19 protein-coding genes are annotated in these 16,893 nt (G+C 42.5%); 6 read left to right on the top strand and 13 right to left on the bottom strand.

The features are described 5' to 3' along the window. Positions 1–73: 73 nt before the first annotated feature. Both feoB and BQ5375_RS06985 read right to left on the bottom strand, forming a co-directional pair. The gene (feoB, locus tag BQ5375_RS06990; RefSeq protein ID WP_076917638.1) at positions 74–2,080 is read right to left on the bottom strand and encodes a ferrous iron transport protein B; all 2,007 of its coding nucleotides are present in this window, start codon (positions 2,078–2,080) and stop codon (positions 74–76) included. A 101-nt stretch (positions 2,081–2,181) separates the two neighbouring features. Further along, positions 2,182–2,394: a FeoA family protein gene (locus BQ5375_RS06985; RefSeq protein ID WP_008689714.1), complete on the bottom strand. Its 213-nt coding sequence runs from the start codon at positions 2,392–2,394 to the stop codon at positions 2,182–2,184. 237 nt (positions 2,395–2,631) lie between these two features. Between BQ5375_RS06985 and BQ5375_RS06980 the strand changes: the two genes are divergently transcribed. Beyond that, a complete protein-coding gene (locus BQ5375_RS06980; protein WP_008689715.1) occupies positions 2,632–2,991 on the top strand; it encodes a metal-dependent transcriptional regulator in 360 nt (119 codons plus the stop codon). 97 nt (positions 2,992–3,088) lie between these two features. Here BQ5375_RS06980 and BQ5375_RS06975 read toward each other — a convergent pair whose 3' ends face one another. The 5 genes from BQ5375_RS06975 to BQ5375_RS06955 form a co-directional block, all read right to left on the bottom strand. After that, positions 3,089–3,283, bottom strand: a complete 195-nt coding sequence (locus BQ5375_RS06975; protein WP_008978798.1) for a hypothetical protein — start codon at positions 3,281–3,283, stop codon at positions 3,089–3,091. Beyond that, the gene (locus BQ5375_RS06970) at positions 3,280–3,891 is read right to left on the bottom strand and encodes a class I SAM-dependent methyltransferase (RefSeq protein ID WP_008689717.1); all 612 of its coding nucleotides are present in this window, start codon (positions 3,889–3,891) and stop codon (positions 3,280–3,282) included. Before BQ5375_RS06970 ends, BQ5375_RS06975 begins: the two co-directional genes overlap by 4 nt. A gap of 61 nt (positions 3,892–3,952) precedes the next feature. Continuing rightward, entirely contained in the window at positions 3,953–4,234 is a 282-nt protein-coding gene (locus BQ5375_RS06965) for a DUF2325 domain-containing protein (RefSeq protein ID WP_008689718.1), read from the bottom strand. A gap of 157 nt (positions 4,235–4,391) precedes the next feature. After that, a complete protein-coding gene (locus BQ5375_RS06960) occupies positions 4,392–4,814 on the bottom strand; it encodes a flavodoxin (protein ID WP_008689719.1) in 423 nt (140 codons plus the stop codon). 30 nt (positions 4,815–4,844) lie between these two features. Next, the gene (locus BQ5375_RS06955; RefSeq protein ID WP_008689720.1) at positions 4,845–5,396 is read right to left on the bottom strand and encodes a DUF3793 family protein; all 552 of its coding nucleotides are present in this window, start codon (positions 5,394–5,396) and stop codon (positions 4,845–4,847) included. Between the two features lie 531 nt (positions 5,397–5,927). On the opposite strand from BQ5375_RS06955, the gene BQ5375_RS06950 reads away from it, so the two are divergent. The 4 genes from BQ5375_RS06950 to mobQ all read left to right on the top strand — a co-directional run bounded on the left by BQ5375_RS06950 (position 5,928) and on the right by mobQ (position 9,378). Continuing rightward, on the top strand, positions 5,928–6,431 hold the full coding sequence (locus BQ5375_RS06950) for a replication initiator protein A (protein WP_008689721.1): 504 nt from the start codon (positions 5,928–5,930) through the stop codon (positions 6,429–6,431). Then, the gene (locus BQ5375_RS06945; RefSeq protein WP_076917637.1) at positions 6,428–7,258 is read left to right on the top strand and encodes an ATP-binding protein; all 831 of its coding nucleotides are present in this window, start codon (positions 6,428–6,430) and stop codon (positions 7,256–7,258) included. The genes BQ5375_RS06950 and BQ5375_RS06945 overlap by 4 nt, the downstream gene beginning before the upstream one ends. Positions 7,259–7,298: 40 nt before the next feature. Then, complete coding sequence (locus BQ5375_RS06940) at positions 7,299–7,520, top strand: hypothetical protein (protein ID WP_008689723.1); 222 nt, start codon at positions 7,299–7,301, stop codon at positions 7,518–7,520. A 148-nt stretch (positions 7,521–7,668) separates the two neighbouring features. Then, entirely contained in the window at positions 7,669–9,378 is a 1,710-nt protein-coding gene (gene mobQ, locus BQ5375_RS06935; protein WP_009243499.1) for a MobQ family relaxase, read from the top strand. A 77-nt stretch (positions 9,379–9,455) separates the two neighbouring features. On the opposite strand, the gene BQ5375_RS06930 is transcribed toward mobQ, so the two are convergent. Both BQ5375_RS06930 and rlmD read right to left on the bottom strand, forming a co-directional pair. Further along, the gene (locus tag BQ5375_RS06930; protein WP_008689726.1) at positions 9,456–9,827 is read right to left on the bottom strand and encodes a TnpV protein; all 372 of its coding nucleotides are present in this window, start codon (positions 9,825–9,827) and stop codon (positions 9,456–9,458) included. Between the two features lie 31 nt (positions 9,828–9,858). Continuing rightward, entirely contained in the window at positions 9,859–11,487 is a 1,629-nt protein-coding gene (gene rlmD, locus BQ5375_RS06925; RefSeq protein ID WP_076917636.1) for a 23S rRNA (uracil(1939)-C(5))-methyltransferase RlmD, read from the bottom strand. A 399-nt stretch (positions 11,488–11,886) separates the two neighbouring features. On the opposite strand from rlmD, the gene BQ5375_RS06920 reads away from it, so the two are divergent. Then, positions 11,887–12,780 carry a radical SAM/SPASM domain-containing protein gene (locus tag BQ5375_RS06920; protein ID WP_076917635.1) on the top strand — a complete coding sequence of 298 codons (894 nt, stop codon included), beginning with the start codon at positions 11,887–11,889 and terminating at the stop codon, positions 12,778–12,780. Here BQ5375_RS06920 and BQ5375_RS06915 read toward each other — a convergent pair. From BQ5375_RS06915 to BQ5375_RS06900, 4 genes are all read right to left on the bottom strand, one after another. After that, positions 12,775–13,170 carry a putative ABC transporter permease gene (locus tag BQ5375_RS06915; RefSeq protein WP_159438020.1) on the bottom strand — a complete coding sequence of 132 codons (396 nt, stop codon included), beginning with the start codon at positions 13,168–13,170 and terminating at the stop codon, positions 12,775–12,777. The two genes, BQ5375_RS06920 and BQ5375_RS06915, sit on opposite strands and share 6 nt — an antisense overlap. Before the next feature lie 89 nt (positions 13,171–13,259). Further along, positions 13,260–14,942 (bottom strand): peptide ABC transporter substrate-binding protein, encoded by a 1,683-nt coding sequence (locus tag BQ5375_RS06910; RefSeq protein WP_076917633.1) that lies wholly within the window; start codon positions 14,940–14,942, stop codon positions 13,260–13,262. 169 nt (positions 14,943–15,111) lie between these two features. Continuing rightward, positions 15,112–16,395, bottom strand: a complete 1,284-nt coding sequence (locus tag BQ5375_RS06905; protein WP_076917632.1) for a bifunctional folylpolyglutamate synthase/dihydrofolate synthase — start codon at positions 16,393–16,395, stop codon at positions 15,112–15,114. 102 nt (positions 16,396–16,497) lie between these two features. Then, positions 16,498–16,878 (bottom strand): RidA family protein, encoded by a 381-nt coding sequence (locus BQ5375_RS06900; protein ID WP_022132321.1) that lies wholly within the window; start codon positions 16,876–16,878, stop codon positions 16,498–16,500. Between the last annotated feature and the right edge of the window lie 15 nt (positions 16,879–16,893).

Genomic DNA, 16,893 nt, shown 5'->3' with positions numbered 1-16,893 from the left:
CACATCCTTTTCTAATAAAAATGGTGGACAAAGTACTTCTTCTCTGTCCACCGTCTGCTATAACTTTTATCCTTTATGATTTTACAGAATGCAGGCTGTATTCTGAAGCAAACTCTTTATCTGACTTACGGATTCTCCAGAGAATAATCAAAGCAAATACAATAACCGCGATAAGTCCCGGAATAAATGCGGTGCCAAAAGATCCTGTTGTGATCAATGTACCAATCTGATATACACCAAAAGCTACGGTATACCCCGTTGCAAGTTGGAGACAGATTCCTCCAAGCAGCCATTTTCCACTCTTCATTTCTGAATTCATCGCTCCAAGAGCTGCAAAACAAGGTGGTGTGTAAAGGTTAAACATCAAATAAGCAAGAGCTGCTACCTTTGTCAGTCCCATAACAGTTGCTACTTCATTCCCACTTCCAACCAACGCCAGTTCATCTGTATCTATTAAGTTTGTGATACCGTAAACTACTGCAAGCGTCCCAACTACGTTTTCTTTTGCGATAAAACCTGTCACTGCCGCTGCTGCAAGCTGCCACACTCCAAATCCAAGCGGTATGAACAAAATCGCAAACGGATGGGCAATGGATGCCAAAATAGATGCCCCTTCTGCACCTTCTTCTACAAGCTGGAACTGCCAGTTAAAGCTCTGCATGATCTGTACCACCGTATTGCATACCAGAATGATCGTTCCTGCTTTTACGATATATGCTTTTCCTCGCTCCAGCATAGAGCCGCATGCCCTTTTCAAGCTTGGAAACTTATATTCCGGAAGTTCAATAATAAAGAAAGATTTTCTGTATTTTTGTCCTGTAATCTTTTTCACAAGTAAAGCTCCAAGCAAAACTAAGAGAATACCCACCAGATACATAGTTGCTGAAACCCACCATGCGTCCGCAAAGAATGCACCTGCAAAAAGAGCAATCACTGGGATTTTAGCTCCACATGGCATAAATGGTGTAAGCATCGCTGTGGTACGACGTTCTCTTTCGTTACGGATTGTACGGCAAGCCATAACGCCCGGAATCGCACATCCTGTACCAATGACCATAGGAATGACAGATTTACCGGAAAGCCCTACTCTCTTAAAAATCGGATCCAGAACTACTGTAGCTCTTGCCATGTATCCACAATCTTCCAATAATGCAATTAAGAAGTACATGACCATAACAAGCGGAAGGAAACCGACAACTGCACCAACGCCACCGATGATACCATCTACAAGGAGTGCATACAGAAGCGGGTTTGCATTTTCCATCAGTCCGCCGACCCATCCCTGGAAAGTCTCGATCCATGCCACCAGCCAGTCTGCGATCCAGGTACCGAGCGTTGTCTGGGATATGTAGAACACAAGGAAGATAACTGCTGCGAAAATCGGTATACCGATAATCTTATGTGTGATGATACCGTCAATCTTATCCTGTACGTTTCTATCCTTTGTAAAAACTTTTCTCTTCTCTACCTGCTTTACAATTCCATTCACAAACTCAAAACGCTTTCTGTCAGCCGCTTCTACTGCCGTTTTATCTTTGAAATCAATATCCCCCTGCACATAAGGTGCTTTCTGACCTTTTCCTCTTAATGCAGCCGCAGCATTTACAGTCTCTTTGAGTCCTTCATGTCCGGAAGAAGTGGAAATCGTCTTGATTACCGGACAGCCCAGCTTTTCAGACAGAATCTTCTCGTCAATTTTTGTCTGTTTCTTATTAACGATATCGCTCTTATTCAGTGCGACAACTACTGGAATCCCAAGTTCCAGAAGCTGTGTGGTAAAAAACAGGCTTCTGCTCAGATTCGTAGCATCCACGATATTGATGATCACATCCGGATTCTCATTCTTGACGTATCCGCTGGTAATGCTTTCTTCCGATGTAAAAGGAGACATAGAATAAGCGCCCGGCAAATCTACCGCAACTAACTCCTCCGTCCCGTCATAATAACCTTTCTTGATCGGACTTTCTTTTCTTTCGACCGTAACGCCTGCCCAGTTCCCGACACGTTCATTCCTGCCGGTAAGTGCATTGTACATGGTCGTCTTTCCACTGTTGGGATTTCCTGCAAAAGCAATCCTCATAATTCTCCTCCTTTTCGACGTCTTTAATTATACGCATCTTATCTTTATTAGTATGCACTAACCTTTGTGCAAAAAAAATAGTGGAAACTACTATTTTTTTATTATATTGAAATGGCTTTCGCCAGATCAGTATCAATATTATAACGCCCATCCTTAATGGAAACTACACAGCCACCCTTCAGATGAGAAACCACTGTAATTGGTTCACCACTGTAACAGCCAAGAGAAAACAGAAAAGAGGTCAGTTCTTCATCATCTGTCAAAATTTCCTTAATGATATATTCTTCCCCTTCTTTGGCTTCTGTTAAATTCATATCCACTCGCTCCTTATAGTCATTTTTACAATTATACTTAAAATTTACTCACAGCTATTCGATGTTTTTTCTCATTTGACGTTGTTAGTATATTCTAATCCCGGTGAGTTGTCAATAATTATTTAATACTTTTTTATTTTTCTTTTATAAATATATCTGGCTGAATACCATGAATCATGATACAATAACTATACAATTTTTATAAAAGAATCCGAATGATATAGGAGGTGACAAGCTATGCACATAAATTCGTCTGGTGAAAACTATCTGGAAACTATTTTAATATTAAGCAAAAAACGTCCTGTTGTTCGTTCTGTGGACATCGCTACAGAATTAGACTTTAAAAAACCCAGCGTAAGTGTGGCTATGAAGAAACTGCGTACAAGCGGACATATAACGGTATCTCCGGAAGGATATATTAATTTAACTGAATCTGGAAAAGAAATAGCTACACAGATTTATGAACGCCATGTTCTTCTTTCTTCCTGGCTAGAACGTCTTGGTGTTGATCCGGATATTGCCGCACAAGATGCATGCAGGATAGAACATGTCATTAGTTCTGAAAGTTTTGAAGCCCTCAAAAAGCATATCAAATAACTCTCTTCTCACTATAAATTGAATGGCATTTTAAAACCGGGAATTTCATACTTTCCCGGTTTCTAAAATCTTTTCATTTTCCATATTTAGTATTGCATTATTGATTTTTATCGTGCTTCTTATATCGAATATGCCCAACAATACCTGCAGCAAAGAAGAGTATTGCGGCTAAAAGTTGCATGCTTACCACAAAATCAACCCCATCTTTTCTGAAACTGTCAAAAAAGTTAGTCAGCCATATTACTGCGCCTACAAACCACAATAAATACCATCGTTTTCTTTTGCTTTTCATAACTTTTTTACCACCACACAAATCCAACCTTTTTTTGTTTTATCTACTTTTACTCCTCTAAAACCGGCATCCTCCAAAGATTTTTCTATTTGCTCAGAATTGTAAATCTTCATCCCCTGTATTATCTTCGTCCACTTTTCATCCTTTGGATTTTCACCGTTTGATTCATTGCAGATCATAAACGTTCCGCCGATTTTCAAAATTTTATATACCTTCTTAAAAGCCTCACTAATATCCGGCCAGAAATATATTGTTTCAAATGCAGTAATTACATCGAAAGTTTCACCTCTGAAAGGGAGTTTCATGACATCCCCCTGCAGGATTTCACAACGCTTACTTTCTATCCCTGCTTTATTGATTTTTTTGCTTTTTTCTACACTGATTTCTGAATGATCAATGCCAACCACTCTGCCATACGGACTTTTTTCTAATAACTTTCTGACATTTGCCCCACCGCCACATCCAATATCCAGACATACATTATCGCTTTGAATTTCCATATGTGTAAATCCCCATTCAGCCATAGATGAATGACCAGTATTCATCATATGAACCATAATTTTGCCGCCGATTCCTTTTGGCTTACAAGTATTTTGAAAAAAAGACATAACCTATACCTCTATCAACTCACCAAAACAATATCTATTCTTAATATATAAAAAAATTTCGCTACATACAGATACTTCCAAGAATCTCCTGTAACGCATTTTTGCTACTTGAATGGCATCTCACTACATCCGCATTGCAGCGTTCCGCCTCCTCCACTGCACACCTGGCCATCTTATGGGAAACCGTATTCGTGAACAGTACAATCAAATCTGGATTCCCAATCTGTTTACTTAAAGTTGCAGACATCTGTGTAAAGACTTTCGCTTTACAATTAAAACTTTTACAAACTTTTTTGTACTGACAGACCATTCTATCATGCCCGCCTATAATAACAACACTCATACCCAACCTCCCATTTTTAATATATTCATAAAACGCTCCGATAGCAGATATCTACAAAATCATCCGTTCTTGATCATCGGTTGCGTTCTAAATCGTATTATGGGAACGCTGCTATTAACTGATTAAAATCTTTTCTCGCAGCATTCCCCAATATTTATTAATCCAGATTTTCACCCAACGCTTTGCAGGATTGAATCCCCTCATCATCGGGCATTTCATTGCAGATCACGCTTTCACAAATCAAGACAGCTCCCGCCTCTTTGCATCTTGTCTCCCAGTCTCTCATCCACTCTCCATCTCCCCAGCCATAAGAGCCAAACAGTGCAATTCTTTTTCCTGAAAGTTTTGATTCACAAGAAGCAAACATCGGTTCAAATTCCTCTTCTTCCAATACTTCTGCTCCCATTGCCGGGCATCCAAAAGCGATCGCATCATAAGAATCCATCATAGAAACATCAAATTCATCCGGAGTTAATAATACAACCTCTGCCCCCTTCTCCTTCGCGCCCTCCAGTACTGCCTTTGCCATGGCTTCTGTATTTCCTGTGCCACTCCAATAAACTACTGCAATTTTACTCATGATTTTTACCTTCCTTTCTGAAGTTTGTGATTATATAGTAATCGTAAGCTGTTCAACAGCCACGCCACTTTTCCATCTCCTGCAATAAATTTCTGTGCATTTTTTATATTTTTTAAACAGAATCCTCGCGGCCTGTTCATCCCCGTACACCTTCCAACACCCAGAACATTTGCTGCAGGCCGCCTTATTCTCAATAAATCCTTTTACATCCTCTGCCGGATACCCTAAGAATAAACCTATTTCATGCGGAAAGTCTGGGTCACTCTGCAGTTTTTGAATCAGTCTGCAGATGCACTGTGATAGATTCGTACAATCATATCCCTTACATTTCAATATGATCTGAGTTTTCTCATCAGAAAAATCTTCTTTTAACTTTTCTGGACGATAGACATAAACCAGCATCCGTTTGTCTGATATGCGAACCGGGATAATCCGGATCCCTTTCTGTGTCAGTTTTTGATTAAATTCACGTATTTCTTTTATAATCATCTTTTGTGAACTATAAGGGCATGAAAAAAGACTTCCCGTTTTCAGTCCTGCTAACGTAGGTGAACAATGGCATACTAACATTTCCTCTGACATTTTCTTTCACTTCTCCTTAAACATCTTTTCTGAAAATGAATCTACTCTACCCAGTAAGTTTTCTTTATCAATAGTTAGTTTTAACTAATTCATGTGAAAAAAATATGCACACCTTGCTTTCATTAAAAACATCAGATGTACGTTTCTATAATTTTATAAACCTATCCCATTATCTAAACATAAGCCGTTTTTTAATTAGCTTTAACTAACTTTAGTTTACTTTATTTTTTCACTGTTGTCAATCCATAAATAGATGTGATTAATAAATAATATTTACTAACCTGATTATACACCCGTTTTTTCGTTGTAACTATTCCTGTTTATATTTGAAAGTTCATTGTAACTCAATTCTCACTCAATCCCGGCTCAATGCCATTCCCCCTTCTTTTCAATAAACTAATCCTGTGCGAAACATCCGCACAAAAGATTATCGGAAAGGAGGATTTTTATGAAAACACAAAGAGGAAGTCCTGTTACAGATGAAAAATACTGCAATAGATAAGTGTTCGTCATCTGAGGGGAGGTGAGTGCATGACAACCTTTCTTACTGCAAACAGTACTCTACCGCCATATATGGCATTTCCCAGTTTTCTTCTGGACTGTGATTTCTCCGAAACCACAAAACTGCTCTATATGGTGCTTTTAAACCGGGCAAGATTATCACAAAAAAATGACGGCTGGATTGATAAAAAAGGTCATGTGTTCTCCTATTTCACCATTGAAGATATGGCAGCAACACTTCGCAAAAGCCAGACAACCATCAAAACATCTCTGAGTGCTTTGGAACAAGTAGACCTTATCTGTCGTGCTCGTCAGGGAACCGGGAATCCCAACCGGATTTATGTAAAAGTCCCGGCTGATTTTTCAACACAGACAGAAGAAAAACTGTCTGTTAGACAGTCAGAAAACCGTCCCTTTGACAGACAGAATTCTGTCCGCCAGACAGTCAGAAAACTGTCCCCTAATAATAAAGAGAAGAAAAATAATGATTCAGTAAAACGCCATTATGAATGTAAGGAGGATGAAAGCCTATGATAAAACCACAAAACCTACTGCCGAACCTTTCTCCCCGGCAGCCTTTAGAAGATGAATATATCAGCGAAACGGACGGTCTGATCTACTGTTCCAAGTGCCACACCCCACGGCAGAAAAAGATAGAATTTTTAGGAAAAATCATGTTTCCGATCATCCGCTGCCAATGCCAGCAGGAACAATATGAAAAAGAAGAAGCAAAACGAAAACACCAGGAATTTCTAGAACACATCTCCCGGCTGAAATCCAGCGGTCTGCAAGACCTGGCTTTAAGAGAATTCACTTTTGCTCACGATAACGGTATCAACCCGGAAATTGAAAAGGCAAAAAATTATGTTACTCACTGGGAGGAAATAAAATCCAAGGCCATGGGGCTGCTGCTCTGGGGTGATGTCGGCACTGGGAAATCCTTTTTTGCAGGCTGTGTTGCAAACGCTCTGCTAGATAAAGGGGTTCCCGTACTCATGACGAACTTCGCCAAAATCTTAAATTCTCTGACCGGAATATATCCGCAGGATCGGAATGAATTTATCAATAGTTTAAATCAGTACAGCCTGCTGATCATTGATGATTTGGGTGTGGAACGAAATTCCGAATTTGCTTTAGAACAGGTCTTCCATGTAATCGACAGCCGTTACCGCAGTATGAAACCTATGATCATTACAACAAATCTGACGTTGGAAGAATTAAAACATCCGGAAGATTTAGCACACAGCAGGATCTATGACCGGATTCTGGAGCGTTGTGTCCCACTAAAGATCAACAACCAGAATATCCGGGAACTGAACGCTGTAGCTAATATGTCAGAAGCCCGAAAACTACTTGCTTAAAAATCTGACCGGAAACGGTCATAGAAGAAAGGAGGCCAATATGACAGATAAAAAAACACAAACAGAAATCAGAAAAGAATTATTACAGGCAAGACACAGAGCAGAGGAAGCACAGGCACGGAACCGTGTGAAAGAGCGAAATGCCCGGACACGCAGGCTGATTCAGGAGGGTGCCGTTTTGGAGAGCATCTTCCCGGAATTCCAGACAATGGAGCCGTCGCAGATCAGACAGGAATTGTTAAACCGTTTCAAAAGAATCTGACACTAGTTGACACCAGCAATTTCTCATCCCGAAGGGCGCACTTACTCACCACCTGATAAATCAGGCAGTGGTATCCCCTTCGGGGCTCGTGCGCTCTGCCGAGGGCTTTATCCGCTGTTGCAGGCAACATCGAAAGGAGGTGCCAGATATGGCAATTTATCATATGCAAGCCAAAGTCGTCAGCCGCGGTTCCGGTCGGTCTGCTGTTGCTGCTTCTGCTTATATGAGCTGTAGCCGCATGTACAATGATTATGACGGCATCCAGCATGACTATACCAGAAAGCAGGGGCTGATCTATCAGGAGGTGATGCTTCCTCCAATGGCTCCATTGGAATGGAATGACCGGGAACAACTCTGGAATGCTGTGGAAGAAAACGAAAAGACCAAAGACAGCCGACTTGCAAGAGAATTTGTTGTCGCACTCCCCGTTGAGTTGGATAAAGACAGCAATATTTCTCTTCTTCAAGATTTTATTAAAAAAAATTTTGTAGATATGGGGATGTGTGCTGATTTTGCCATTCACGATACAGATGGTCACAATCCCCATGCACACATTCTTCTTACTGTCCGACCATTAAATGAAAATGGAACATGGCAGTATAAAACAGAAAAAGAATATCTCTGTATCAAAGATGGGGAAGAAAAAGGGTTTACTGCTTCTGAATTTAAAACTGCTCAGAAACAGGGATGGGAAAAGCAATATCGCTATAAAGTTGGGAAAAAGAAAGAATATCTGACTTCTTCTGTTGCACAGGAAAAAGGATATGAACGAATTGATAAACACCCCAAGAGCAGCCGATATGGCAGACAGAATCCTATTTCCCAACAATGGAACAGTGATGAACAACTTTGTATCTGGCGGGCAAACTGGGCAGATGCCGTAAATAAAATGCTTGCACGTAATCAGATAAATGCTACCATTGATCACCGCAGCTTTGCAGATCAGGGAATCACCGAACAGCCAACCATCCATGAAGGCTACATTGCCCAGAATATGGAAAAGAAAGGCATGATAGCAGACCGCTGTGAAATCAACCGTCAGATTCGTGCGGATAACAAAATGCTCCGAGAATTAAAAGCAAAGGTAGCAAAACTGGCTGAAGCTGTAGAAAAGTCTATTCCAATAATAGCTGAAACGTTAGAAGCGATCCGCAATCATATGATTTTTATACAGTATCATTTACTTCATAATGAGATGCAAAAAGAAGTGATCCATGACTGGATGAATCATTTCAATCCAATACTGAATAAATACAACACAGTTAAAAAGGAACTCAAAGCTAAAGTTACGGAACGGAAAGAACTGAATGTGCAAAAGGATAAAACCAGTATTTTGAATCCCATCCGGCATATAAAATTAAATCAGCAGCTTACCACTATTACCGAAGAAATCGAAGAACTGAAATCAAGGAAAGAGCAGCTAATCTTCCAGGCAGAATGCTCTACCAATAAAGATATGACGAATCTATCCAAGAAATATGACCAGATGAATAAAAATCTGGATATCCTGTATTCTCAGGACACCTCGCTCAAAAAGCAGCTTGAAAAAGACGCCGCCGCTTTCCGGGAAGAAAAATTTCGTCCTGAACCAGAACAGTATACAGAATTGCTGGACACCCGAATCCAGATACGTCCTGATTTTCGGGATAAGCTGATCGAACAGCTCAAAGGTACTTTTGGTAAGTATTATGACTATCACCGCCGTGATATTGCAGCCAATGAGGTAGATTATCTCAATGTGGAAGATCCTGATGTTTTTTCCCATCGTGCCTGGGAACTTGAATATCAGAGGAAACAGGAAATACGGCGAAATCAGCCTGCTCGAACTAAGAAAAGGTCGTATGATATGGAATTATAATTTGGTTCTTCTTTGCCCATTATAAACACAAGAGCTGAACAAATAGGATTTTTCGTCCTACCTGTTCAGCCCTTTGTTTACCTGTAAATCAATTCTTTCAACACAATCTCTTCTGCAGCATTCCGGACATTATTTACCGCTCTAACCCATTCCATCTGGTCACGAGCTTTCAATTCTTCCGTAATGCCCTGCTTCTCCATCATCTGACTCACCAGAATATCCATTTTCTCCTGTGTTTCATCGTCCACCGCATTCAGATGTTCTGTCAATCTGTCTTCCAACATATACAGTGAATACATTGCCGGACGATGCTCTTTCAGATATGTTTTCCGCAACATTCCGTATTTCCCATAATGCGGTTCTTCATCTGTACTGACAAGATTCGGATAGTAAATTCCGTCTGCGCCAAGTGTGTAGGTTCCACCCATTTTTTCAAATGTGCTTTTCATGTGTTATTCCTCCTTGAAATCAGCGATGTCCTTAGATCATCGCATAATATTTCAGGGCAGCCTTGATAGCATCTTCTTTCTCTTTCGGGCATTGTGGAACTCTTGCATTTTCTGATTTTGGAAGATTATAGTTTTCTCCCACTTCAATTCCACATTTGCGTTTTACCTGAGAAATATATAAACTTGAAACCTTCAAGCCAAATTCTTTCAGCACATAATCTTTGATTTCCTGATAGGTTGCTTTCAACTCGGCACTGGTGGCATCCAGCTCGTCCAGGTCTAAGTCGATCTCTATCGTGTCATCTGGTTTTTGTTGGGACAAAAGAACAACCGTCTCCACATGAGTTGTCCTCGGGAACAGATCGACCGGTGCTGCTTTCTCCAGATGATAGCCCAATGCTTCAAGCTCCTTGCAATCCCTTGCCAGAGAAGCACTGTTGCAGGAAATCATGACCAGACGTTTTGGAGCCATAGCAGCAATTGCCTGTAATACCTCAAGGTCACAGCCTTTTCTCGGCGGGTCCACAACAATCACGTCAGGATGTAGATTTTCCGCAGCCAGCTGTGCTGCAGCTTCCTTTGCATCTGCACAGATAAACCGCGCATTTTCTACTCCGCAGCGCTTTGCATTTTCCTTTGCATTCTCAACTGCGTCCGGCACAATCTCTACCCCGATCAGCTCCCGCACTTTGGAAGCCATCGAAAGACCGATGGTACCTGCTCCACAATAGAGGTCAATCAGCAGTTCGTTTCCCTCAAACTGAGCCATCTCAGCTGCAAGGCGGTAAAGCTTTTCAGCTGCCTGGCGGTTTACCTGATAAAAGCTCAGAGGAGATAACTCAAATCGAACATCGCAAAGAGTGTCCTCGATGGTGTCCTTTCCATAGAGAGTAATACATTTTTGTCCCAGAATGACGTTGTTCTGTTCACGGTTGATGTTGAGCACCACCGATACTACCTGTGGGCAAACCTTGAGCAGACCTTCTACATATTCTGCTGCATGCGGCAAACGTTCGGAATTAACCACCAGACAAACCATGACTTCGCCGGAAACTTCTCCGTAGCGAATATAGAGATGACGTACCTTTCCTTTTCCTGTCTGTTCGTCATAAGCTGAGATGTGGTACTCTTCCAAAAACTGTTTGGTATATTCGAGAATCTGTTCAAAAAAGGCTGGCTGCAAATCACAGCTTGCACAAGAGATGACTCTGTGGCTGCGCTTTGCAAAGAATCCTGCTTCGATTTTTCCATCGTATTCACGGATTGGATACTGTGCCTTGTTTCGGTAACCCTGTACCAGCGGAGATGGTGTGATTGGCAGCATAACCGGATCTAATCCGCCCAGTCTGCGCAGATTGGATTGTACGAACTCCGCCTTGTGGCGCAGCTCCGCTTCATAAGAAATATGGCGAAACGCACAGCCGCCGCATTTTTTATAAACCGGACAGTGGTCATCCACCCGGTCCGGGGAAGGCTGCAGGATTTCCTCTATGATGCCAAAAGAATAGTTTTTCTGCACCTTTACGATTCTGATTTTCAGTTTATCCCCAACGGCGGTATAAGGAACAAACACAACCATTCCATCTATTTTTGCGATGCCATTTCCATCCGAGGACATCGCAGTAATTTCTGCCTCTTCTATCTGATTTTTCTTAAGCATATTTCTCCTCCCCCAGGCTAAGCCTAGATCCTATATCGCACTTTCATTTTTTACTTAGTAGGTAAACTTTGGTATATCTATCCCATTTCAAGGATTGAAAAAATGGACGCCGCTGCTCCAATTATGCAAACCAGAAAAACTCCAGCCGAAAAAACAAAAGTACTTTTTTCAGTTGATTATCCATAGCAAACATTTTATCTATCTGGTCCGAAAACAGTGCACAAACAATAGCCGCCAATAAAAGCAACCCGTATGCTTTCGTACTGTTCTTTCTTCTTTTCTCTATTGTCCTTTTAGTATATCAAAAAATGCCCTGTCCTTCAACAAAAGCCCTTCTGTTTCCCCTTATTTTTTGGTATACTGAATAGAAAGTATCTGTTACCGGAAAGGAAACTGAGTATGGGAAAAAAATCCAGCAAACCTTTTAAGAAAGCCTATCTCGAAATCACTAATATATGTAACCTTAACTGCTCTTTCTGCCCTAAAACAAAACGTTCCCCACGTTTTGTTTCGACAGAGGAATTTCTGCACCTGATCGACGAGGTAACTCCTTTTACCGACTATGTTTATTTTCACCTGATGGGTGAACCACTCCTTCACCCGAACCTTAAAGAATTTTTCACCATCTGCGGTGAAAGAGGTTTAAAGGTATCGCTCACCACAAATGGAACCCTGCTCAAAGAAAAACAGGACATCCTGCTTTCTTCCCCATCCCTGTACCGGGTCAGCATTTCGGTCCACAGTTTTGAAGCAAATCAGACCGGACAAACGCTTGAGGAATACTTGCAGGATATCCTGCAGTTTTGTGCCCTTGCTTCCCAACAAACCAAAACCTACTTCGTACTTCGTCTCTGGAACAAGGACAGTGCTGTTTTAAAGGCGGCAAACCAGTGCAATGTGGATATTTTTCATCAGGTCAGAGAATTTTTTCATCTCGACTTCGACCCAGCTGAGGCTTTGGAACATAAATCCAGTATCTCCCTTTGCGATAGGGTCTACCTGGAAACCGCGGAAAAATTTTCCTGGCCGGATATTCAGCAGCAAGAATCGTTTGACAGTGTGTTCTGTCATGGGCTCCGCGATCAGTTCGGCGTTCTTGTTGACGGAACAGTTGTTCCCTGCTGTCTGGATTCCGAGGGAAACATTGACCTCGGAAACATCTATGAAAAACCACTTTCAGAGATTCTCTCCTCTCCTCGTGCTAAGGCATTGTACGACGGTTTTTCACGCCGAACCCCATCCGAAGAATTATGCCGGCGCTGCGGTTATGCTCAGCGTTACTCCATCCTATAATCGGTTTAACTTTTTTCGCATCCAGAAAGCCAGCTCGCTGACTGGGATGCTCAGCAAAAACCACAGGGAGGTAAATCCCAGACAGACCTGTCCCATTAGATTGAGCGGCTGGTCAGCATAATTCCAGACATCCCAGCCAAGCCCCAGATTGACCACACAGCCTGTTATGAACTCCAGGAAGGTGATCGAAAGAGTGGAAAAAAAGCAGCAGAACCACAAAGGTAATCTACCGCAGCACTGTTCTGCCAGAATTCCCATCAGAAGATAACAAAATCCTCCCAGCAAGAACATGCTCCAGTGGGTAAATCCGCGCCACAACACCTCAATAAAAGAGTAACCGATTCCGCCAAACAAAAACAAAATCAGCGAATATGCACCTTTTTTTATCACACACATCACCACAACATTTTTTCTTTAGTATAACAAAAAAGGCGGGAAATATACTTCCCGCCTTTTTGTTATATAATCCTATATAATAACTATTTGTTTACCGAAGCTTCACCAAACCAGTACATTCCATTTGGCAGAATGCTCCAACCGGATACCTTCGCAGTATCGCTGGTGGTTGTGATGGTCTGCTGATAGAGCGGCATCACATATCCGTCTTCGAGCAGGGTGGTTTCTGCTTCAGAAAGTTTTGCTGTTCTTTCTTCGCCCGATGCCTGCATTGCATCCAGCATCAGCTGGTCGAAATCAGGATTTGTGTATCCACAGCCCGACTGAACATTATAGGAAAGGTATGGTTCTAGATAAAGCTGCTGATCCTGTGCATCTGCTTCCCATACGCTGCACAGAATATCTGCATACTGCAGGCTGTTTCTGCTGAGCTTAAAGGTCTCTGCATCCTGAGCAGTCAGGGTTACCGAGAAGCCCAGCGCTTCCCAGGAAGATTTTACTGTTTCCAGAGCTGCTGCAAGTTCATCATTTTCCAGATAAACAATCTCAATGGATTTATCATCTGCAGTCTGTTCTTCTGTATCGGTTGCTTCTTCCGAACCTGCACCATTTATCATGCTCAGTGCTTTTTCGGTATCTGCTGTTGCAGAGAGATTTTCTCCTCCCAATGGGCTTACCGACAGCAGTGCCTGTCCACCTGCTGCTTCGGCTGCTGCAGTACGATCCAGTGCCAGAGAAAGTGCATTTCTGACGTCTGCATTCTTCAGCAGAGAATTTGTAGTATTAGTGTTAACCACCAGGCTGACTACAGTTGAAGATGGTATTGTTGCTGCAGTGACAGTATTTGCAAGCTGTGGAACTTCCACGGTATTTCCTTCGGTATCGGTCTGGTTTTCCGGCTGAGAAACCTCTCCCTCAGTCAGCATAATATCACCAAATGCCATGCCAACCGGCGCAAAGTTTTCATCCAGCATTCTTGCTACAATATAATCCAGAGATACGTTTTCCTTGTTCCAGTACTGATCATTTTTCTGGAGAACAAATTCCGTTCCTGCTGTATATCCAGCCAGAGTGAATGGACCGTTGGAAACTGCTCTCTGCGGATCCTTGGACCAGCTGTCATCTGAGCCGACCATATCCTCTCTCAATGGCATAAATGCCGGCAGAGTGAGCAGTTCATTAAAATATTCTGTTGGCTGTTTGAGTGTTACTTCCAGAGTTTTATCATCCACTGCCTTTACATCCAAAGTGTCGACCTCAGCAAGTCCCTGAGCAATATCGTCGTAATTTGCAAGATATCCCATCAGATAAGCGTTTTCCGCATTATTAGCAGGATCTGCACAGCGTTTCCATGCAAACTCAAAGTCGTTGGCAGTAACTGGCTGTCCATCCGACCACGATGCATCGCGCAGTGTGTAGGTCAGTGTTACAGTTCCATCCTCATTCTCTGTTTCCTGCGGCATATCCTGTGCCATTGCCGGTTCTACACCGTTTGCATTTTCGCGCATCAATCCTTCGAAGGTGTTGTTGATCACGCTCATGCTGTCATCAGATACTGCTTTTGCCGGGTCAAGAGTCTGGCTGTCCACACCAAGGTTCCAGGTAAGCACGCTTCCTTTGCAGTCAGCGCTGACCATATTTCCTTCAGTAGAAGTGCTCTGCTCGGCAGTCTGCTGCTGTTCGCCGGTTTCTTCTTTAGAAGAGCATCCGCTGAACATCGAAACAGAAAGGATCATTGCGAGTAATAAAGCAATCAGTTTTTTCACTGTTTTTCCCCCATTTACCCTACGGGTCTTTTGTTCTGTGAGCAGAGGAATGTTGCACTTTCTTCCACCCACATTTTATCTTCATAATCAAAATTTATGATACCATTTCTCAGCCGATTTGTCAAAGAACCAAGGGCTTTTGTCGGATATTTTACAGTTTGGAAAAATATTAACGACACTGTTCTCCTTTTTCAAAAAAGCTTTGAATCTCTCCGGCAAGATACAACGATCCCAACGCGCAGACCACTGCATGATCTCCCGCTTTTTTGATTGCAGTCCTGATTCCCTCGTTGACCGTCTGACAAGCAGTTGCCTGCACCCCATATCTTTCCCTCAACATGCGGCACATATCATTTTGATCCATTGCGCGCTGGCTGTCCGGATGGATACAGACAAATTCCTGCGCAAGCGGCACCATCTCTTCAAGCATCCGATCTGTATCCTTGTCCTGCATCATTCCAGTTAAAAATACTACTTTTTTATCTGGATAGAATGCTTTTAATGCTTCTGTCGCTGCCTGAACACACTGTGGATTGTGTCCCCCATCCAGAAGGAAATCAGGATTTGTGCAAAGGCGCTGCATTCTGGCCGGCCATTTTGTTTGCCGGATTCCATCTACGACTGCATCATTCGAAATCTGGTATCCTTGCTGTTTTAATACTCCCACCGTTTCCAATACATTGGCCAGATTTTTTACCTGGTGTGATCCGGCAAGCGGAAGAAAGATAGCTCCATATTCTTTATCCTCGATCTGCTGTCCCTCTACCGAGGAAGACAGCACCTTCATGCGGGAAACGGAAGCAATGGTCAGCGGAACCTGTTTTTGTTTACAGATTTCTCTTACCACATCCATTGCAGATTCCTGCTGTTCTGCCATGACAGCATAACATCCAGGTTTTATGATTCCACCTTTTTCCGCTGCAATCTTTTCAAGGGTATCTCCCAGCGTTTCGGTATGATCCAATCCCAACTGGGTGATAACCGCTACCTTTGGGGAAGGAATACAGTTGGTCGCATCAATGCGTCCGCCGATCCCCACTTCCAAAATCACAATATCACACTGTTCCTTTGCAAAATACCACAGTGCCATCAGGGTCAATATTTCAAAAACAATCGGAATCCCTCCCATTTTATCGCAGACTTCCTTTACGGTCCCGGCAGCCTCGATAAAATCTTCATCCGGGATATCCTGTCCATTTATTTTCATTCGTTCGTTATAGCGCATCAGGTGCGGTGAAGTATACAGTCCCGTTTTGTAACCGGCTTTGGTCAGAACAGAGGACAACATGGCGGCAGTGGAACCCTTTCCGTTGGTTCCTGCCACATGAACAAACGAAAGCTTCTTGTGCGGGTCATTCAGCTGATGAAGCACTTCTTCCAGCTTGTTCAGACCAAATCTTCCACGTCCCTGCTGACATTCTTCAATATAAAAACAAGCTTGCTGATAATTCATCTTGTTTCCTTCCTTAAAAACTCCCGTATTTTGTCCAAAACCCGAAAAAAGGACACCGTCTGAGGTGTCCTTTTTCCTAGGTTACAGACACTTAGTCTGTGATTATTTTACGTAAGCGATTGCTTCAATCTCTACCAGAGCGCCTTTTGGCAGTTTAGCAACTTCGTAAGCTGCACGAGCTGGGCACTCTTCGGTGAAGTATTCTGCATAAACTTCGTTCATTGCGCCGAAATCACCGATGTTCTGCATGAGAACGGTTGTTTTTACAACGTTTTTCATGGAGAGACCTTCAGACTCGAGGATTGCTTTGATGTTTTCCAGAGACTGTTTTGTCTGTGCCTGGATGTTTGCTTCAGCCAGTTCGCCGGTAGCTGGGTTGATTGGCAGCTGGCCGGAAATGTACATATTGTCACCAGCTACGATTGCCTGGGAGTATGGACCGATTGCGCCTGGAGCTTTTGTTGTTGCAACTACTTTTTTCATGGTAATCTCTTCCTT

Source organism: Negativibacillus massiliensis, from assembly GCF_900148495.1.
Taxonomy (GTDB): Bacteria; Bacillota; Clostridia; order Oscillospirales; family Ruminococcaceae; genus Negativibacillus; species Negativibacillus massiliensis.
Note: the sequence above shows the minus strand (reverse complement) of the source record. Positions and strands in the feature narration are given on the sequence as shown.

Excerpts from the sequence above, each read along its gene's own strand:
- BQ5375_RS06950 (WP_008689721.1), top strand. The coding sequence starts at position 5,928 with ATGACAACCTTTCTTACTGCAAACAGTACTCTACCGCCATATATGGCA.
- BQ5375_RS06965 (WP_008689718.1), bottom strand. The coding sequence starts at position 4,234 with ATGAGTGTTGTTATTATAGGCGGGCATGATAGAATGGTCTGTCAGTAC.
- BQ5375_RS06920 (WP_076917635.1), top strand. The coding sequence starts at position 11,887 with ATGGGAAAAAAATCCAGCAAACCTTTTAAGAAAGCCTATCTCGAAATC.
- BQ5375_RS06985 (WP_008689714.1), bottom strand. The coding sequence starts at position 2,394 with ATGAATTTAACAGAAGCCAAAGAAGGGGAAGAATATATCATTAAGGAA.
- BQ5375_RS06930 (WP_008689726.1), bottom strand. The coding sequence starts at position 9,827 with ATGAAAAGCACATTTGAAAAAATGGGTGGAACCTACACACTTGGCGCA.
- rlmD (WP_076917636.1), bottom strand. The coding sequence starts at position 11,487 with ATGCTTAAGAAAAATCAGATAGAAGAGGCAGAAATTACTGCGATGTCC.
- BQ5375_RS06975 (WP_008978798.1), bottom strand. The coding sequence starts at position 3,283 with ATGAAAAGCAAAAGAAAACGATGGTATTTATTGTGGTTTGTAGGCGCA.
- BQ5375_RS06905 (WP_076917632.1), bottom strand. The coding sequence starts at position 16,395 with ATGAATTATCAGCAAGCTTGTTTTTATATTGAAGAATGTCAGCAGGGA.
- BQ5375_RS06955 (WP_008689720.1), bottom strand. The coding sequence starts at position 5,396 with ATGTCAGAGGAAATGTTAGTATGCCATTGTTCACCTACGTTAGCAGGA.
- BQ5375_RS06970 (WP_008689717.1), bottom strand. The coding sequence starts at position 3,891 with ATGTCTTTTTTTCAAAATACTTGTAAGCCAAAAGGAATCGGCGGCAAA.
- BQ5375_RS06960 (WP_008689719.1), bottom strand. The coding sequence starts at position 4,814 with ATGAGTAAAATTGCAGTAGTTTATTGGAGTGGCACAGGAAATACAGAA.
- mobQ (WP_009243499.1), top strand. The coding sequence starts at position 7,669 with ATGGCAATTTATCATATGCAAGCCAAAGTCGTCAGCCGCGGTTCCGGT.
- BQ5375_RS06940 (WP_008689723.1), top strand. The coding sequence starts at position 7,299 with ATGACAGATAAAAAAACACAAACAGAAATCAGAAAAGAATTATTACAG.
- BQ5375_RS06980 (WP_008689715.1), top strand. The coding sequence starts at position 2,632 with ATGCACATAAATTCGTCTGGTGAAAACTATCTGGAAACTATTTTAATA.
- BQ5375_RS06945 (WP_076917637.1), top strand. The coding sequence starts at position 6,428 with ATGATAAAACCACAAAACCTACTGCCGAACCTTTCTCCCCGGCAGCCT.
- BQ5375_RS06900 (WP_022132321.1), bottom strand. The coding sequence starts at position 16,878 with ATGAAAAAAGTAGTTGCAACAACAAAAGCTCCAGGCGCAATCGGTCCA.
- feoB (WP_076917638.1), bottom strand. The coding sequence starts at position 2,080 with ATGAGGATTGCTTTTGCAGGAAATCCCAACAGTGGAAAGACGACCATG.